Origin of the sequence: Palleronia rufa (assembly GCF_000743715.1) — a bacterium.
In the GTDB taxonomy this organism is placed as follows: Bacteria; Pseudomonadota; Alphaproteobacteria; order Rhodobacterales; family Rhodobacteraceae; genus Palleronia; species Palleronia rufa.
Map to the genome: position 1 here is coordinate 133,784 of NZ_JQEY01000007.1, position 17,687 is coordinate 151,470.

General features: G+C 66.4%; 16 protein-coding genes. 8 read left to right on the forward strand and 8 right to left on the reverse strand.

Going from position 1 to position 17,687, the window contains the following annotated elements; genetic code table 11:
- The first annotated feature begins 81 nt into the window (after nucleotides 1–81).
- Complete coding sequence (locus KW83_RS11180) at nucleotides 82–723, forward strand: GntR family transcriptional regulator (protein ID WP_036178510.1); 642 nt, start codon at nucleotides 82–84, stop codon at nucleotides 721–723.
- Here KW83_RS11180 and KW83_RS11185 read toward each other — a convergent pair.
- Both KW83_RS11185 and carA read right to left on the reverse strand, forming a co-directional pair.
- A complete protein-coding gene (locus tag KW83_RS11185) occupies nucleotides 698–2,413 on the reverse strand; it encodes a glycosyltransferase family 2 protein (protein ID WP_051928450.1) in 1,716 nt (571 codons plus the stop codon). The genes KW83_RS11180 and KW83_RS11185 overlap by 26 nt on opposite strands.
- Nucleotides 2,414–2,504: 91 nt before the next feature.
- On the reverse strand, nucleotides 2,505–3,653 hold the full coding sequence (gene carA / locus KW83_RS11190) for a glutamine-hydrolyzing carbamoyl-phosphate synthase small subunit (RefSeq protein ID WP_036178512.1): 1,149 nt from the start codon (nucleotides 3,651–3,653) through the stop codon (nucleotides 2,505–2,507).
- Nucleotides 3,654–3,783: 130 nt separating this feature from the next.
- On the opposite strand from carA, the gene KW83_RS11195 reads away from it, so the two are divergent.
- Nucleotides 3,784–4,245: a GatB/YqeY domain-containing protein gene (locus KW83_RS11195; protein ID WP_036178513.1), complete on the forward strand. Its 462-nt coding sequence runs from the start codon at nucleotides 3,784–3,786 to the stop codon at nucleotides 4,243–4,245.
- A 667-nt stretch (nucleotides 4,246–4,912) separates the two neighbouring features.
- Here the strand turns inward: KW83_RS11195 and KW83_RS11200 are convergent.
- On the reverse strand, nucleotides 4,913–5,425 hold the full coding sequence (locus KW83_RS11200) for a DUF2244 domain-containing protein (protein ID WP_036178514.1): 513 nt from the start codon (nucleotides 5,423–5,425) through the stop codon (nucleotides 4,913–4,915).
- A gap of 125 nt (nucleotides 5,426–5,550) precedes the next feature.
- Complete coding sequence (ctaD, locus tag KW83_RS11205; RefSeq protein ID WP_036178517.1) at nucleotides 5,551–7,227, reverse strand: cytochrome c oxidase subunit I; 1,677 nt, start codon at nucleotides 7,225–7,227, stop codon at nucleotides 5,551–5,553.
- A 205-nt stretch (nucleotides 7,228–7,432) separates the two neighbouring features.
- On the opposite strand from ctaD, the gene KW83_RS11210 reads away from it, so the two are divergent.
- The gene (locus KW83_RS11210) at nucleotides 7,433–8,029 is read left to right on the forward strand and encodes a nicotinate-nucleotide adenylyltransferase (RefSeq protein WP_036178519.1); all 597 of its coding nucleotides are present in this window, start codon (nucleotides 7,433–7,435) and stop codon (nucleotides 8,027–8,029) included.
- Nucleotides 8,030–8,107: 78 nt separating this feature from the next.
- Nucleotides 8,108–9,577, forward strand: coding sequence for a D-alanyl-D-alanine carboxypeptidase/D-alanyl-D-alanine endopeptidase (gene dacB, locus KW83_RS11215; protein ID WP_036178530.1), 1,470 nt, complete (start codon nucleotides 8,108–8,110; stop codon nucleotides 9,575–9,577).
- 9 nt (nucleotides 9,578–9,586) lie between these two features.
- Here the strand turns inward: dacB and KW83_RS11220 are convergent, their stop codons facing one another.
- Both KW83_RS11220 and KW83_RS11225 read right to left on the reverse strand, forming a co-directional pair.
- Complete coding sequence (locus KW83_RS11220) at nucleotides 9,587–9,772, reverse strand: PLD nuclease N-terminal domain-containing protein (protein ID WP_036178533.1); 186 nt, start codon at nucleotides 9,770–9,772, stop codon at nucleotides 9,587–9,589.
- A gap of 58 nt (nucleotides 9,773–9,830) precedes the next feature.
- Nucleotides 9,831–10,271, reverse strand: coding sequence for a tellurite resistance TerB family protein (locus KW83_RS11225; RefSeq protein WP_036178535.1), 441 nt, complete (start codon nucleotides 10,269–10,271; stop codon nucleotides 9,831–9,833).
- Nucleotides 10,272–10,384: 113 nt separating this feature from the next.
- Between KW83_RS11225 and KW83_RS11230 the strand changes: the two genes are divergently transcribed.
- The 4 genes from KW83_RS11230 to KW83_RS11245 all read left to right on the forward strand — a co-directional run bounded on the left by KW83_RS11230 (nucleotide 10,385) and on the right by KW83_RS11245 (nucleotide 16,027).
- Nucleotides 10,385–11,965 carry a lysine--tRNA ligase gene (locus KW83_RS11230; protein ID WP_036178537.1) on the forward strand — a complete coding sequence of 527 codons (1,581 nt, stop codon included), beginning with the start codon at nucleotides 10,385–10,387 and terminating at the stop codon, nucleotides 11,963–11,965.
- A gap of 84 nt (nucleotides 11,966–12,049) precedes the next feature.
- Complete coding sequence (locus KW83_RS11235) at nucleotides 12,050–12,451, forward strand: DUF4864 domain-containing protein (protein ID WP_036178539.1); 402 nt, start codon at nucleotides 12,050–12,052, stop codon at nucleotides 12,449–12,451.
- A 162-nt stretch (nucleotides 12,452–12,613) separates the two neighbouring features.
- On the forward strand, nucleotides 12,614–14,902 hold the full coding sequence (locus KW83_RS11240) for a glycosyl hydrolase family 28-related protein (protein ID WP_036178541.1): 2,289 nt from the start codon (nucleotides 12,614–12,616) through the stop codon (nucleotides 14,900–14,902).
- Between the two features lie 153 nt (nucleotides 14,903–15,055).
- Entirely contained in the window at nucleotides 15,056–16,027 is a 972-nt protein-coding gene (locus tag KW83_RS11245; protein ID WP_036178543.1) for an IS481 family transposase, read from the forward strand.
- 117 nt (nucleotides 16,028–16,144) lie between these two features.
- On the opposite strand, the gene KW83_RS11250 is transcribed toward KW83_RS11245, so the two are convergent.
- Nucleotides 16,145–17,014 carry a DMT family transporter gene (locus KW83_RS11250; RefSeq protein ID WP_036178546.1) on the reverse strand — a complete coding sequence of 290 codons (870 nt, stop codon included), beginning with the start codon at nucleotides 17,012–17,014 and terminating at the stop codon, nucleotides 16,145–16,147.
- Nucleotides 17,014–17,628, reverse strand: coding sequence for a bifunctional nicotinamidase/pyrazinamidase (pncA, locus tag KW83_RS11255; RefSeq protein ID WP_036178548.1), 615 nt, complete (start codon nucleotides 17,626–17,628; stop codon nucleotides 17,014–17,016). Before pncA ends, KW83_RS11250 begins: the two co-directional genes overlap by 1 nt.
- Nucleotides 17,629–17,687 lie beyond the last annotated feature (59 nt).

Below are 17,687 nucleotides of genomic sequence, written 5' to 3' on the forward strand. Positions count from 1 at the left end.
GCGGCCGCGTCCATGCGCGTTGCACTGGCGGGCAGGCCGGCCACTGGCTATTCTGTCGGGGCGACAGGCGGAGGACCGGCAATGGCTGACCTGAGAGTGCCGCAGAAGGACGCCTACGTCCTGCTGCTGGAGGCGATCGACTCAGGGCTCTACAAGCCCGGCGACCGGCTGGTCGAGAACGAGCTGGCCGAGCGGTTCGGAGTCAGCCGCACCCCGATCCGCGAGGCGCTGCAGCGGCTGGAAACCCAGTCGATGCTGACCCGGGATGGGCGGTCGTTGATCGTCGCCTCTCTCGACCACAACCAGATGGCAGAGCTATACGTGGTCCGCGCCGAGCTGGAGGGGCTGGCGGCGGCCCTGGCGGCGCGCCATGCAACGGTGGAAGAAATTCGCGTCCTGCGCCGGATGATCGACCAGGATCGGGAGCGTCTGGACGATCCGGCGGCGCTGAGCCGGGCGAACCGCCGGTTCCACAAGCAGATCCATCTGGCGTCGCACAACATGTTCCTGGTGCAGCAACTGGACCTGGTCCACCGCTCCATGGCGTTGCTGGCCACGACGTCGCTGGCGGTCGAGGGGCGGGGACGCGATGCGCTGGCCGAACATGCGCGCATCGTGGATGCGCTGGAGGCCCGAGACGAAACCGCGGCGCGCGCGGCCCTGCAGGCGCATATCTCGACGGCCTATGAGACCCGCCTCAGCCACGATTCGACGCGTCGCTGAACGTCCGATCCGGTGGCGACAGCCCGTGCGGAGTCTTGTCCCAGAAGAAAGGCTTTGACATGACTTCCGAAAGGGCCTTGACCAGCGAGACGGTCGCCAGAGTGTGGTAGATCTGCAGCAGCGGCGTCCACAGAATGAGACCGCTGCGGCCCTGACGGGAAAGGGCCAGCGCGGCGGCCGCCAGATGGATCGCCAGCGAGACTGTCAGGGCCGCGCCCAGCGACAGGAAGCCGACCGGCCCCAGCACCGACGCAAGCGGATGCGGCAGGCCCAGCAGCAGCAGCCACATGGACCACAGCACCGGCGCCGTCAGCGCGCCAAGGAGAGAGCCCAGGAACAGGACCTGTACGCCGACGAAGCCCGTTGGTCCAAGATCGCGCAGCAAGGCGCCGGGGTCGCGCATATGGGTGGCCCAGGTGATCGCGTAGCCCTTCTGCCACCGGGATCGTTGACGGAGCCAGGTGGGGATGGTCGTGGTCGCCTCTTCCATCGTCACGCTGTCGATCAGGTCGGTGACATAGCCGCGCCGGGCGAGCCGCAGTCCCAGGTCCGCGTCCTCCGTGACGTTGTGGGCGTCCCAGCCGCCGACCGCTTCCAGAGCGCGACGGCGGAAGAACACGGTCGTGCCCCCCAGGGGAACGGGCCAGCCGAGCCTGCGAAGCGCCGGCAGGACCAGCCAGAACCATGTTGCGTAATCCATCGTGAAGCAGCGCGTCAGCCAGGTCGCGCGCGCATTGTAGAAGCTGAGCCGTCCCTGCAGGCAGGCGACGTCCGGCGGGCTGACGGCGAAGCGTTCCGCCACGCGGCGAAGCTGGTCGGGGGCGGGGGCGTCCTCGGCGTCGTAGATGCCCACGACCTCACCCTGGCAGAAGTCGAGCGCGACGTTCATCGCCCGCGGCTTGGTCTGGATCTGTCCCGGCGCGACCTGGATGACGCGCACCCAGTCCGGGCGGGCGGCGCGCGTCAGGGCGTCGAGCGTCACGCGATCGCCGGATTCCACGATCAGGCAGATGTCGAGCCGGTCGCGCGGATAGTCGAGGCGTGCGATCCGCGTCACGAGGAGCGAGGCGATGTCCCCCTCTCGGTAGAGCGGTATCAGCAGGGAGACGGTGGGCAGCGCTGCGTCGGCCAGGCGTTTGCCGCCGCGCGCGACCGGGCGGCGGCGCGCGAAGACCATCGCCACGACCAGCAGCCCCGCGTTGCAGGCCGCGATGCCCAGCGCCAGGGCGAAAAGGCCGATCACCGCCACGGTCGGCGCGGCCGCCGACAGGGCAAGGACGGCCGCGGCGACGCCCCACAGGCGCAGGATACGGCGGGACGGGCGGCGGCAACTGTCCGCCTCCGGGCAGCGGGTTTCGCCGGCGCGGGCCAGCGGCAGGCCGGCATAGAGGGTAAGGCCGCTGTCGATCCGTCCATCCGCGACGTGGACCGGCGCGACGGGACGGCCCAGCTTTCGCTCCAGCAGCGGGCGCAATTGCGCGAATCCGGCCGCGCAAGACGTCGCCACCGGCGTGAGAGCGCCCGCGGCTCGTAGCGGCAGCACCCGGTGCCGGGCGCAGAACGGCGCGCCGAGTTGCCGTATGGCCGCCGGATCCGGGAGAGAAGGAGGGTCATGGCCCATGCGTGCGCAGGGTCCGTCGATCCGGCCGATATGCGCCGGCCAGTCTGCGATCTTGGAGTCCAGAAGCATTGGTGCCGGCCCTGCCAAAGCGGTGCGGGCACTTTCGTCCCGCGCCCGTTAAGGTCAGGTTAAGGCGTGTCCGTGCGCCCCTTGGGCCCCGTCAGGCAGGCGCTTTCATCGCTTCTGCGAAGCGCTCGAACAGGTAGAAGCTGTCCTGCGGGCCGGGACTCGCCTCCGGATGGTGCTGGACCGACCAGATCGGCCGGTCCGAAAGACGGATCCCGCAGTTCGAGCCGTCGAAGAGCGACACGTGGGTCTCTTCCACCCCGGCGGGCAGGGTCTGCGCATCGACCGTGAACCCGTGGTTCATGGATGTGATCTCGACCTTGCCGGTCGCCAGTTCCTTCACCGGGTGGTTGGCGCCGTGATGGCCGTGGTTCATCTTTTGCGTCTTGGCGCCCAGGGCCAGCGCCAGAAGCTGGTGCCCCAGGCAGATCCCGAAGATCGGCATGTCGGACCGGTCCATGATCTGGCGCAGGACCGGCACTGCATAGCGCCCGGTCGCCGCCGGATCCCCGGGTCCGTTGGACAGGAAAAGCCCGTCGGGCGCCTGGTCCAGCACGTCGTCGGCAGTGGCCGTGGCCGGCAGAACGGTCACGTCGCATCCAGCCGAGGCCAGGCAACGCAGGATGTTGCGCTTGGCGCCGTAGTCGATGGCGACGACCTTCCGGCCCGGAGCCTCCCGGCGCAGGTAGCCTTCGGGCCAGGCCCAGCGCATCTCATCCCAGCGGTAGGACTGGACGCAGGACACGTCGGCGGCCAGATCGCGCCCCACGAGCCCCGGGAACGCGCGCGCGGCGGCCACGATCGCCTCGAGGTCGAAATTCCCGTCCGGGTCGTGGACCAGGGCCACATGGGGCGCGCCCTGCTGGCGGATCGCGCGTGTCAGGCGGCGCGTGTCGACGCCGCCGATGGCGATCTTGCCGTGGCGGGAAAGCCACGCGTCAAGTTCTTCGGCCGCGCGCCAGCTCGATGAGGCCGTGGGATCCCACTTGACCACCATGCCTTCGGCGAAGGGGACCGCGCTCTCGTCATCCTCCGGCGTGACGCCGGTGTTGCCGACATGCGGAAAGGTGAAGGTCACGATCTGTCCCGCGTAGGACGGGTCGGTCATGATCTCCTGGTAGCCGGTCATGGCGGTGTTGAAGCACAGCTCTGCCGTGGTCCGCCCCGTGGCCCCGAAGCCGCGGCCGTAAAAGACGGTCCCGTCGGCAAGCGCAAGGCAGGCGGTTGGGGGTGTACGGGGCATGGGATCTCCGGGCGCAGGGATCAAATCCACCGCGATGTATGGAGATGCGGGGAGGCGGTCAAGGCCGGGTTGCCGCTGGGACGCTGCGGGCATAGGTAGCGGGACCGGAACGCGCGCCAGGGAGGCCGTCATGGATCTGCGGGACCGCATCAACACTGCCCTGAAGACCGCGATGAAGGAGCGCAAGGCCATGCGGCTTTCGACGCTGCGGCTCATCAATGCGGCAATCAAGGACCGCGATATCGCGGCGCGCACCTCCGACGACGGGCCGGACGGTGTGACGGACGCCGAGGTCCGCCAGATTCTCGGGCGGATGATCAAGCAGCGCCAGGAAAGCGCGCGCGCCTATGAGGAAGGCGGGCGGCTGGAGCTGGCAGAGGGCGAACGTGCCGAGATCGAGGTGATCGAGGAGTTCCTGCCCCGGCAGCTGACCGAGCCGGAGGTCGAGGCGGCGGTGGACAAGGCGATCCGCGAGACAGGCGCGTCCTCGATCCGCGACATGGGTCGTGTGATGGGGCACCTCAAGGAGCGCTATACCGGTCAGATCGACTTCGGCCTGGCCGGGCCAAAGGTAAAGGCCCGCCTGGCCTGAGCGAAGGACCCGTCACTTCGAGGGGGCCGGTTTCGCCATACCCGCGACCGAGGACATGTCCATATCAGCGGCGATCCGGGACGCATACTTATCCGGGGGGACCCGGGCAGACCGAGCGATGTGACGCTCGGCGTTTCAGCCGGGGAGTGCCGCATCTGCCGGACCATGTGGCTGCTGCCACAGACCGGCACGCCGCTTTACGCAATCCACGGTTGGGGTCTTGGTACGTGGTCTGGTAGGCTACATCCGCCGCGAAGGTGTGACCGGCGATGTGCCGGGACTTTCGACGCAGGTTGGGTGGGTCAGACCATGTCCATCGAGCAGGGCCATTCAGTCGGCCGTTTCCCGGAAACCTCCCGTCGAACGTTGCCGCCCACTATGTAGGCTCCGCGCGCATCAACCCCGTTCTTTATCGGAACGGTCCGTCGACATCCCAGCGAAGGAGAAGGCCGACGGGAGATCGCCAAAAGTATCTGGCATCGTTCCGCCCCTCGCTTCGATCTATGTCCCGACGGCAGGATAGACCCGCTTTGGCCGATCGTCGGACGATGCGCCAAGGGCGGCGAAGGGATGTCGAAACATGGGCAGTCCCATCTTTATGGAGATGGGGCGGCCTGCGCAGGCCGGGTTTCCGGCCCGTGTCGGACAGCAAACCGTTCCGCGACGGTCAGGCCTGGGGAAGCCGCTTGAGGAGACGGTCGAGCTCGTCAAAAAGGGCCGCGCGCTCTTCGGGGCTGAGAAAGGCGCCCAACTCGACCTCCCGGCTGCCGCCTCTGAGGGTGAGGTAGTTCCGCACCGGCCCCTTGTCGGCATGAAGGGCGAGACGCACCCAATACGGATTGGACTCCCACGTCTGGTCCGGCCTGCGCGGGTTGTGCCGGATCAGCGACATGCGATCGGTCCACAGGGTAAGCTCCTCCACCAGTTCGCCGTCGCGGTAGTTTCGCATGACGAAATAGTAGAGCGCGAAGACCGCGCCCATCAGGAACGGCAGGAGGCCCCAGAACACCGGCGTCCCGATCAGCGGGATGGTGGGAATCAGGATCATGACGAAGGTGAATCCCATCACCGCCGCGAAGCCCGGCAGGGGAAGAGAGCGGTGTGGCCAGAGCCGCGCCATGGCCAGCGGCTGGTCGGTGGCGGGACTGTCGTCGGGGCGATGCGTCCAGACATAGGGCATGGTGGCGTCATCCTGAGGCGGGAGGATGATGACAGATGGATCGTATCACGACCTGCGGCGAAGCGTTGCAGCCTGACGATCCAGCGAAAAAGACCCCGGCAACTGTACCGGGGTCCTTGGAAGGTTCAGTGGGACGGCTGGCGGTCCCATTCTTCCTGTTTCGGCAGGGTCTCGAACGTATGCTCCGGAGGGGGCGAGGGAAGCGTCCATTCCAGGGTGTCCGCCCATTCGTTCCAGGGATTCGCCGGTGCGGTCCGGGGCACGCGAAGCAGCACCCAGAAGATCGAGACGATGAAGAACAAGAATGACGAGAAGCTGAGGAAGGCCCCGAGGGAGGACACGTAGTTCCAGAGGGCGAAGGCCTCAGGATAGTCGATGTACCGGCGCGGCATGCCCTGACGCCCCAGGAAGTGCTGGGGGAAGAACGTCAGGTTCGAGCCGATGAACATCGCCCAGAAATGCGTCTTGCCGATCCATTCCGGAATCATCTTTCCGGTCATCTTCGGGAAGTAGAAGTAGATGCCCGCGAAGATGGCGAAGACGGCGCCCAGGCTCATCACGTAGTGGAAGTGTGCCACGACGTAGTAGGTGTCGTGATAGGCGCGGTCGATGGCGGCCTGGCTCAGCACGATGCCGGTGACCCCGCCGGTCGTGAACAGGATCAGGAAGCCGAACGCCCAGAGCATCGGTGTCTTCAACTCAACGGAGCCGCCCCACATGGTGGCGATCCAGGAGAAGATCTTGATCCCCGTGGGCACGGCGATGACCATGGTCGCCAGCATGAAGTAGCTCTGCTGGGTGAGGGACATTCCGACAGTGTACATGTGGTGCGCCCAGACCACGAAGCCCAGCACGCCGATGGCGATCAGCGCCCAGACCATCGGCAGGTAGCCGAAGATCGGTTTGCGCGAGAAGGTCGCAATCACGTGGCTGATGATGCCGAAGCCCGGCAGGATCACGATGTACACCTCTGGGTGCCCGAAGAACCACAGGATATGCTGGTAGAGGACCGGATCGCCGCCACCGGACGGGTCGAAGAACGTGGTGCCGAAGTTGCGGTCCGTCAGCAGCATCGTGATGGCGCCGGCCAGGACCGGCAGGGCCAGCAGGATCAGCCAGGCGGTGACGAAGATCGACCAGGAAAAGAGCGGCACCTTGAAGAGGGTCATGCCCGGCGCGCGCATGTTGAGGAAGGTCGTGATCATGTTGATCGCACCCAGGATCGACGACGCACCAGAGACGTGGACCGCGAAGATGGCGAGATCGGTGGAGAACCCGCCTTCGGTCGTGGAGAGCGGCGGGTAGAGCACCCAGCCGATGCCGGAGCCGAGCTGCCCGTTGCCGCCGGGCGAGAAGACCGAGCTGATCGCCAGGGCGGAACCGGCCACGAACAGCCAGTAGCTGAGGTTGTTGAGCCGGGGAAACGCCATGTCCGGCGCGCCGATCTGCAGCGGCATCAGGTAGTTGCCGAAGCCGCCGAACAGCGCCGGGATGACCACGAAGAACATCATCAGGATGCCGTGGGCGGTGATCAGCACGTTCCACAGGTGGCCGTTGGGCGTACAGTTCGCCGTGTCGGTGGGGAACAGGCGCGCGCCCTCCAGGCACATGAACTGGACGCCCGGCTGCATCAACTCCATCCGCATGTAGACGGTGAAGGCGACCGATATGAAGCCCAGAAGGCCGGCGGTAAAGAGGTAGAGGATCCCGATGTCTTTGTGGTTCGTCGACATGAACCAGCGGGTGAAGAAGCCCCGCTCGTCCTGATGTCCTTCATGGCCGTGGACGGCTGCGTCAGCCATGTCGTGCCTCCTGGTTCCGGTTGGTACGGTTACGCCGGACAGGCTTCGCCCGCCGATCCTGCAAGGCTTTTAGGACGGTGCGGCGCGGGCCGCAATGATACTCTTTGGCGCGGGCGCGGGCCAGAGTGCCGCACGTGTCCCGCGTGCACGGGTTGCGGGCGCTGGCGCCGCGGGGCATCACGTGGCGATGGACGGCGGTGGGGGCATGACGCGTGTGGGCTGGCCGATTGCGGGCAGGGGCCAGGCCGTGGGCCTGCTGGGCGGGTCGTTCGACCCCGCCCACGGGGGCCACGCGGCGATCACGCTGGAGGCGCTGAAACGGTTCCGGCTGGACCGCGTCTGGTGGCTGGTCAGTCCCGGCAATCCGCTGAAGCCGGACGCCCCGGCCGCGCTGGAAAGACGCCTGTCCCGTGCGCGCCGTCTCATGCGGCATCCGCGGGTCGAGGTCACGGCGCTGGAGACGGCGTTCCGGACCCGCTACACCGCCGACACGGTGGACCGGCTGACGGAGTTCTATCCGGGCGTGCGCCTGGTCTGGCTGATGGGGTCCGACAACCTGGCCGGCTTCCACCTCTGGGACCGCTGGAAGGACATCGCGGCGCGCGTGCCGATCGGTGTTCTGGCACGACCCGGAGAGCGCCTGTCCGGCCTTGGCGCTCCGGCGGCGCGGGTGCTGGACGGCGCGCGTTGCGCCCCGGGCGCGTTGGCGCGGGCGGCACCGCCGGCCTGGGCGTTCGTCAACATCCCGCTGAGGCGCGAAAGTTCGACGGGACTTCGCGCGTCGGGGGACTGGCAACAGTGACGTGATCCGCGCCCGCCCTCCGCGCGGTTGATCCCGACTGGAAAATCCGACTAAACCCGAATTCGTTTCCCGGGGAGGATGGCGCGCGTGCGGCTGACACGACGACAGATGCTGGCCGGTCTCGCCGCCACGACGGCGAGCATGGCCGAAGCCGGCGCTCCCGCCAGGTCGCTGCGGCCTGCGCCGCGCGGTGAGGGAACGGTCAGGGTCGCCCCGGCCCCCGCGGATGCGCTGATCCGGCGGTCCGGACTGAATGGCGATGTCGCATATGTGGTGCTGAACGCCGAGACCGGCGAGACGCTTGAGGAATACAATCCGGCCCTGCCGCTGCCGCCCGCATCGACCGCCAAGGCCCTGACCAGCCTCTATGCGATGGACGCGCTGGGGCTTGAATACCGGTTCGAGACCAAGCTGCTGGCGACCGGAGAGATCCGGGACGGCCGGATCGAGGGCGATCTCATCCTGGCCGGCGGTGGCGATCCGGTTCTGGACACCGACGGGCTGATGGAAATGGCGTCGGCGTTGAAGGCGGCCGGGATCCGCGAGGTGGGCGGCTATCTGCGGGTCTGGACCGATGCGCTGCCCAATCTCTACCAGATCGACGACAAGCAACCCGCCTACGTGGGGTACAATCCCGCGATCTGCGGGCTGAACCTGAACTTCAATCGCGTGCGTTTCGGCTGGGAACGGCAAGGCACGGATTACCTGGTCAACATGGATGCGCGCTCGGGCAGGTATCAGCCGGGGGTCGAGATGGCCCGGATGGAGATCGTCGACCGTTCGACGCCGGTCTACACCTATGACGGCGTCGCCGGCATCGACGCGTGGACCGTGGCCAGGCGCGCCCTGGGGACCAGCGGCGCGCGGTGGCTGCCGGTCCGCCGGCCCGGGCTCTACGCGGGAGAGGTGTTCCAGGTGCTGGCCCGGTCCCAGGGGATCGTCTGTAACGGGCCGGTCAAGACGGCGGACACGCTTGACGGAAAGGTGCTGCACACGCGTCAGAGCGAGTCCCTGGCGCCGATCCTCAAGGACATGCTCAAGTACTCCAACAACATGACCGCGGAAGTCGTGGGTCTGAGCGCCTCGCAGAAGGTCGGAGAGCCCGTCGCTTCGCTGCCGGAATCGGCGTCGCGGATGAACGATTGGCTGGCGCGGGAAATGTCGCTGACAGGCATCGCCCTGGAGGATCACTCCGGCCTTGGCGACGATAGCCGCGTCACGGCGATGGGGATGGCGCGGGCAATGCAGGCCAGCGGGCTCGACGGGCCTCTGCGGCCGCTGCTCAAGGATTTCCGCTTGGAGGAGACGACGTTCGGCGTGGTCGCAAAGACAGGGACCTTGAACTTCGTGTCCGCCCTGACCGGGTTCGTCACCGGACCGAAAGGCACGCCGCTGGCTTTTGCGATCCTGTGCGCCGACCTTCCCCGCCGCGATTCACTGACGGTCGCGGAGAGAGAGAAGCCCGAAGGCGGGTCGCGCTGGAACGGTGCGGCGAAATGGCTCCAGCGGGCGCTGATAGACCGCTGGGGCAAATCGCATCTGTTGTAGGGCCGCCGGTCAGGCGCTGGCGTTGCCGCCGCGCGGGCCGAAGATCAGCCAGGCGATGAATCCCAGGATCGGAAGAATCAGCACGACAAGGCACCAGACGATCTTTTTGCCCGTGGACGCCGCCGATGTGATGATGTGATAGAGTGCGTAGACGTCGGCGATGAGGACGATGAGTCCACCCAAGCTGTAGTCCATGATCCCAAGGCTCCTGCATGACGGTCAGTTGCGGGAACGCAGCACCCTTCGATTCGGTTCACGGAACCTCCGGCGTTCCCACTGTCAGGTGCCGCGCGCGGGCGCCCCTTTCGATGGCGGCGGCGTGGAGGCGGCTGATGTCGAGTTCCCAGCGGATCTCCTCCAGCAGGCGAAGCTCGACCTCGCCCAGGGTGCCGTCGGCGGCGGCGATGTCGCAGGCCAGGGCATAGGCGGTTTCGGACAGGCGCGCGGGCAGGTGGCCGCGGATCAGCGCGAACAGGTCGTCGAGTCCGTCTTCGTCGGAGAAAAGGTCGAACACAAGCTCTGCGACCCGCGCGATCCGGTCCTGCTCGTAGCCGGTGAAGACCGGCAGGTGATTTACGATGCGTTCTATGGTGACGAGTTCTGACGTGCGCAGGTTCTCGTCGGATGCCGAGACGGCGATCATGACGGCCACGAGGCAATCCTGCGGGGTAAGGCTTTCGGCGAAATCGGACATCGTCTTGTGGTTCCGGGTATGGGAGGCCGGCGCGGCGGCCCGGCTCAGGTTAATTGACCTCATGGCGGCGCGGCAATAGGCAGGCGCGGGTCCGACCGCTTGGGAGACAGACGATGAGCGATATGCGAGAGGCCGCACTGGCATCCAGGGCATGGCCGTTCGAAGAGGCCCGCAAGCTGCTCAAGCGGTTCGAAAAGACCCCGCCCGAGAAAGGCTTTGCGCTGTTCGAAACCGGCTACGGCCCATCGGGACTGCCCCATATCGGCACTTTCGGTGAGGTCATGCGGACGACCATGGTGCGCCGGGCGTTCGAGGCGATGTCCGATATTCCGACCCGGCTGATCTGCTTTTCAGACGATATGGACGGGTTGCGCAAGGTGCCGGGGAACGTGCCGGACCGGAAGGCGATGGCCGAGGACCTGAACCTGCCGCTGTCCCGGGTGCGCGACCCGTTCGGTACCCATGAGAGCTTTGGCGCGCATAACAACGCGCGGCTGAGGGCGTTTCTCGATTCATTCGGCTTCGACTACGAATTCGCGTCGTCAACGGATTACTACAAGAGCGGCCGGTTCGACCCGGCGCTTCTGCGGGCACTGGACTGCTACGACGAGATCATGGCGATCATGCTGCCGACGCTGCGCGAGGACCGGCGCGCGACCTACTCCCCGTTCCTGCCGGTCAGTCCCAAGACCGGCCATGTGCTGCAGGTCCCGACTTTGGAGCGCGATAGCTCGCGCGGGACGATCGTCTATGCCGAGCCCGACGGGGAGCGTGTCGAGGTTCCGGTCACCGGCGGCCATGTGAAGATGCAATGGAAGCCCGACTGGGCGATGCGGTGGTACGCGCTGGGGGTGGATTACGAGATGTCCGGCAAGGATCTGATCGACTCCGTGACCCAGGCCGGACGGATCTGCCGAGCGATGGGCGCGCCGTCGCCGGAGACGCTAACCTATGAGCTGTTTCTGGATGCCGAGGGTCAGAAAATATCGAAATCCAAGGGGAACGGCCTGTCGATGGAGGACTGGCTGACCTATGCCGCGCCGGAAAGCCTGGGTTATTTCATGTTCCAGAAGCCGCGCACGGCCAAGAGGCTGCATTTCGACGTGATCCCGAAGGCGGTGGACGAATACCACCAGCAGCTCCGGGCCTACCCCGATCAGGATACGGCACAGCGCCTGGCGAACCCTGTCCACCATGTTCACGGTGGTGCGGTGCCGGGCTCCGACATGGTGGTGCCTTTCGCCATGCTTCTGAACCTGGCGAGCGTGTCCGGCGCAGAGGAAAAGGAGCATCTATGGGGCTTTATCCGGCGGTATGCACCTGACGCGGATCCCGCCAGCCATCCCCAGCTGGATGCGGCGGCGGAACATGCGATCCGCTACTACGCCGATTTCGTGAAGCCCGCCAAGACCTATCGGCTGCCGACAGACCCCGAGCGGACCGCCATTGCCGATCTGGGTCGCAGGTTGGCCGGCTGGGACGGCGGACGGGACGCGGATGCTCTGCAGTCGCTGGTCTTCGCCGTCGGCAAGGACCACGGAATCGAGCCCCTGCGCGACTGGTTCAGGACGCTCTATGAGGTTTTGCTGGGCCAAAGCCAGGGGCCCCGTTTCGGCGGGTTCATCGCGCTCTACGGCGTTCCGGAAACCCGCGATCTGATCGAGAGGGCGCTGGATGGGGCGCTGGCCGAATGACGCCAGGTCACTTGGCCGCATGGCGCGGCTGAAACTTCGCGGCGTCCGCGCGCGTACCTCTTCCGTGTCTCAGGAGGATCACGCATGCGCTCCATTCTCGCCAGTGCCGCCCTGTCGGTCTGCATCGCCGCTCCGGCCGGCGCGCAGGAGGCCGAAATCGAAGGCGTGATCGGCGCCCAGATCGATGCCTTTCAAATCGACGATTACGCAACCGCGTTCGGGTTTGCGTCACCGATGATCCAAGGCATGTTCCAGACGCCGGAAAACTTTGGGCTCATGGTCCGTCAGGGCTATCCGATGGTGCATCGCCCGGATGCCGTGCAATACCTGACCCTGGAAGACACCGGTGGGATCCTGCGCCAGACGGTGATGATACGCGACACGTCCGGCACGCTTCACTTCCTGCAATACGACATGGTGGACGGGCCCGATGGCTGGAAAGTCAACGGTGTGCGCATCATTCGCAACCCCGATGTGGGGGCGTGACGACAGGGCACCGTGACGGTGCCCTAGGCCGGATTTAAGGTCCGCCGACATATCCCCTCGCTGGTCCTGCGCCCCGAGCGCCGGCCCATTTACGAGATCCCGCGCGCCTTTGGTCCTGAAAAGGCGCGATGAAAATGCGGGGTCCCTGCGAGAGGGAATGCGATGAACAAGGTGATCACCGAGGGTCTGGTCCTGATGCCGACCCCCTTTGCGTCCGGCCTCAATCTCTGGTCGAAGGGGGACGGAACGGCGGGATCGCCCACCTACGCTAGTGATCCCGACGCCTATTTCGTGCCGGCCGACCAGGATTTCGGCGGCGCGCTGGAACTTTTCAAGACCGATGCGACCCAGAAGCTGCGCTACATGAAGCGCACGCCGATCATTCCGGGATGCTATCTCAGGGTGACCGCCCGGGTGAAGGTCATCGCAGGCTCGATCCCTGCCTTCCGCATTGCCGGATGGGCCGGGCGGGGGGGTGATGTGCATGTTCCGAACCTCGATGAGGCCGGGCCGTCCGTGGTGCCCACCCGGTTGGGACAGGTCGTCGAGGTGTCGGCCATCGTGGGCTCCGGTGTCCGCGGCGGGGTGGACATGAGCTGGGGGTCGGAGCCGGAATACGGCTATCTGGGGCTGGACATGACCGGGCCGTCGGGCGGCGTGGTGCGGATCGACGATCTGACCATCGAGGACGTCACGACGATCTTTATCGCCGACATGCTTCCGATCGTGGACGTCCGCGATTTCGGTGCGCGGGGCGATGGTGTGACCGACGACTCGGCCGCGTTCAACGCCGCCGACGTCGCATCGAACGGTCGCGAGATCATCGTGCCCAAGGGTACATACCGGCTGAACAAGGACGTGTTCATCGACACCCGGATCCGGTTCGAAGGGACGGTGGTCCAGCCGCGCGCGAACCGTTTCGTGCTGCGCAAGAATTTCGATCTGCCGTCTTACATCGATGCGTTCGGGGATGAGGTCGAGGCGTTCAAGAAGGCGTTCCAGGCGCTTTTGAACAATGCCGACCACGAGAGCCTGGACATGGGCGGGCGGCGGATCGAGCTTGACGGTCCGATCGACATGGCTGCGGCCTCTGCCAAGACCGTCTTCGAGATCCGCCGGGTGATCCGGAACGGTCAGTTCAACATCAAGCCGGGTGCGGGCTGGACGCCTGCGGTCGCTACCTCTGCGGCCACCTACGATCCGGCCGCGGCGAGGCGCCTGACGGATGTGGCCAATGCCGGATCGATTCAGGTCGGTGCGCAGGTGACGGGTCAGGGGGTGGGCCGCGAAGTCTACGTCAGGGCCGTCGATCGTAGCGCCGGGGTCGTCGATTTGTCGGCGCCGCTCTGGGGCGGTGCGGGGCGGCGCACCTATACCTTCACGAGATACCGCTACGTGCTCGATTTTTCCGGCTTCTCGAAGCTGTCCAAGTTCACCATCGACAACGTCGAGTTCCAGATGAACGGCGAGGCGAGCGGCATCCTTCTGGCGCAGGAGGGCGAGACCTTCCACCTCAAGCAGTCGTTCATGACCAAGATGTCGCACAAAGGGCTGACCTCGATCGGTCGCGGCTGCCAGGACCTTCAGGTCGACAACTGCCACTTCGTGTCCGACGAGCAGGCGCTTCCGGCGACGCGCCGGGTGACCGTCGGGTTCAACGTCAACGCCAACGACGCGAAGATCCGCAGCAACCGTTTTCAGCGGCTGGGGACGAGCATGGTGCTGGACGGGCAGGGTCACCTCATCGTCGGCAACCACTGGTTCCAGGGCGACGAGGTGACCGACGGGCCCCGCGTGGCCGGCCTGGTGTTCACGCTTCCGAACAACCGCGCGAACGTCTGCGGCAACTACATCGACAACTGCTTCATCGAATGGACCAACGAGCACGATCCCTATCCCGACTTCTTCGAGGAATTCTCTTTCGGCGGGCTGGTGGTGACCGGAAACACCTTCGTTGGCATCGATACGGCACGGTATTTCTCGTGGATCGTGGTCAAGCCGCACGGGAAGGGGCATTTCATCCACGGGTTCAGCGTGACCAACAACGTGTTCCGCAACATCAACGGGACCAACGCGCGGGCCGAGCGGATCGACACCTCGATCGCGGATCTCGACCGCTCACGCTACCGGATGATCGAGTGGACAGGCAACACCTACAACAACGTCGATCAGGAGACGATCAACCCGGTAACGTTGGAGTTCACCCAGAACACGGCGGAACAGACCTGGACGCTCGACCCGTCGCGATGGCTGCCGTTCGACGGTTGGACGCGAACGGTCACGAGCGTCGCTCCGGTCGGCCGGCTTCGCGACGCCGGCGGCGCGACTGTGTTCGAGGCGCCCGCGGTCGACCGGCTGCAGGGGACGGCGTTCGACCGGCTGCGGCTGCATTTCTCCAAACCGGTGCGGGGGACCGTTCAGGTCACGATCCGCTGCGACCGGCCCTATTGAGCCGGAAATGAAGGTGCGGCCAGAGACGGCCGCGCCGACGGGATGCGATCCGCGCCCTAGCTGTTCAGTCCCGGACGATCACATAGACTCTCGCCGGTCTGCGCTCTTCATGGCAAGGTCGTTTCTGCGTGAGGTTCGGGATGGGGGACGATCATGCTGATCTCTCTTCACAAGCAGGCGACGACGACACCCAGGATCAGAGCTGCGATGCAGGCGAGCGATGAGCCGGCGTGGATGGTTGCGGAGCGCTACAGCATCTCCGAACAGACGGTCTGGAAGTGGCGCAAGCGGGATGGCGTTCACGACCACAGCCACACCGCGCACAGGCTGCAGACGACGCTGACCCCTGCCCAGGAGGCGGTTGCCGTAGCGTTGCGGAAGGCTCTGCTGTTGCCGCTCGACGACCTGCTGTCCGTCGTTCGCGAGTTCCTGAACCCGAACGTCTCGCGCTCCGGGCTGGATCGCTGTTTGCGGCGACATGGGGTGAGCAAGCTCCGCGACCTCACACCAAAGGCGCCGAAGCCTGCGCACAAGCCTTTCAGGGCCTATGAGCCCGGCTATCTGCATGTCGACGTGAAATACCTGCCGCAGATGCCGGACGAGCAGCGGCGACGCTACCTCTTCGTGGCGATTGACCGTGCGACCCGATGGGTCTTCGTCCGCATCTACCCAGCGAAGACGGCCGCCAACGCGCGCCGCTTCCTGCGTGACCTGGAGCGCGCCGCGCCGATGAAGATCACACGTGTTCTCACCGACAACGGCAAGGAGTTCACCGACCGGCTGTTCGGCCTGCGCAAGCGCGCGGCCACGGGCAACCACGAGTTCGACCGCCTCTGTGCCGACCTCGGGATCGAGCATCGCCTCGCACCACCGATGCGGCCGCAAACCAACGGCATGGTGGAGCGCTTCAACGGGCGGATCGAGGACGTCCTGCAGAGTCATCGCTTCCGATCAGGCGAGGACCTTGAGCAGACGATCCTGCGCTATGTCCGCCTCTACAACGGCCAGCTCCCGCAATCCGTCCTGAAGGGCAGAACGCCTATCGACGCCCTCAAGGACTGGCATCGCCAAAAGCCAAGGCTCTTCAAAAAGCGGCCATACAATCAAGCGGGATCTGACAAGTAGGTCCAGGGTTCGAGCCCCTGCGGGCTCACCAACGACTTTCCCGCGAAAAGTCGCGCGCGCTTCACCCCCTTCGCCGGTTGCGCGCGTTCGTCCCGCCGCCGACATCGGCGGTCTGTCCTAGGCCGGATCGGCCTTGGCCAGCTGCACCGCCAGGATGCCGGCCATGATCACCGCGACACCCAGAAGATCCAGCGGCCCGACCCGTTCGCCCAGGATCAGGGACGCTATCGCGACGCCCAGGAACGGATTGAGAAAGTGGAAGGTCGCGGCCCGGACCGGTCCGATCCGGCGCACCAGGACGAACCAGGTGAAGGTCGCCAGCAGCCCCGGCACCAGCGTGGTGTAGAAGAACGCCGCGACCAGGGTTGCGGACCAGGTGACCCTCCACGGCTCCAGCAGCGCGCCCGCCACGGCCAGGATCGCCGCGCCCACCAGCATCTGCAGGCCGACGACCATGAGGACGTTGCCCCCCGAAGACGCGCCGCGCACGCTCAGCGTCGCCGCCGTCAGCGCCAGAACCCCCGCCACGCAGAGGCCCAGGCCCGTCAGGTCGACCCCGCCCGAGATCCGGCTGCCCATGATGATCGCGACGCCCAAGAGGCCCGCCATCAGCCCCGCCACGCCCGCGGCCTTCAGCCGCTCACCCATCGCCAGCCAGCCCGCCAGCGCCACCAGCAGCGGCATGGTTGAGGCGACGATGGACGCCAGCCCCGCGTCGATCGTCTGCATGGCGACGAAGTTGAGGCCCAGGTAGAGCGCGTTCTGGCACAGGCCGAAGACCACCGTCGCCCGCCATTGGCCCCGCGTCAGCCGCCAGGACTGGCCCAGCCACAGCGCGATCGCCACGCCCAGCGTGCCGGACACCGCGAACCGCAGCGCCAGCGCGGTCAGCGGCGGGGCGTCCGCCACGATGAACTTGGCCGAGGTGAAGGCCGAGGACCACATCACCGCGAACCCCACCCCCAGCAGGATCCCGCGCAGGTCCATCAGGTCAGCGTGACGCCGGCCCCGGCCATGGACTTCAGTGCCGCCGCCCGCGACCCCTGCAGGTCGATGGCCGCGGAAAGGTCGGTCCGCACGGTCACGCCGAAGCCCAGCCGCGCGGCGTCCAGGGCCGAGAAATTGACGCAGAAATCCAGCGCCAGACCGACCAGTGTCAGATCGCTGATGCCGCGGGTCCGCAGGTAGCCCTCCAGACCCGTGGGGGTGGTGTGGTCGTTCTCGAAGAACGCGGAATAGCTGTCGATGGCCGGGTTGTAGCCCTTGCGGATGATGAGGTCGCCGTCGGTCCTGAGACCGGGCGCGAAACCGGCGCCGTCGGAGCCCTGGATGCAGTGGTCGGGCCAGAGCACCTGCGGGCCGTAGGGCATTTGGGTCGTCTCCATGGGCGCCTTGCCGGGATGGGACGAGGCGAAGGAGGAGTGCCCCGCCGGGTGCCAGTCCTGGGTCAGGATCACTGCCGCGAAACCGTCCATGGCGGCGTTGATCCCCCGCACCAGCGCGTCCCCGCCCGGCACCGCCAGCGCGCCGCCGGGGCAGAAATCCACCTGCATGTCGATGACGAGAAGCGCGTGGCCGGGTGCGGATTCATCTGCGGGCATGGGGCGTCTCCTTTGGCCGATGGGTCGCACCGGGCGCGGCGACAGGCAAGCCCCGATCG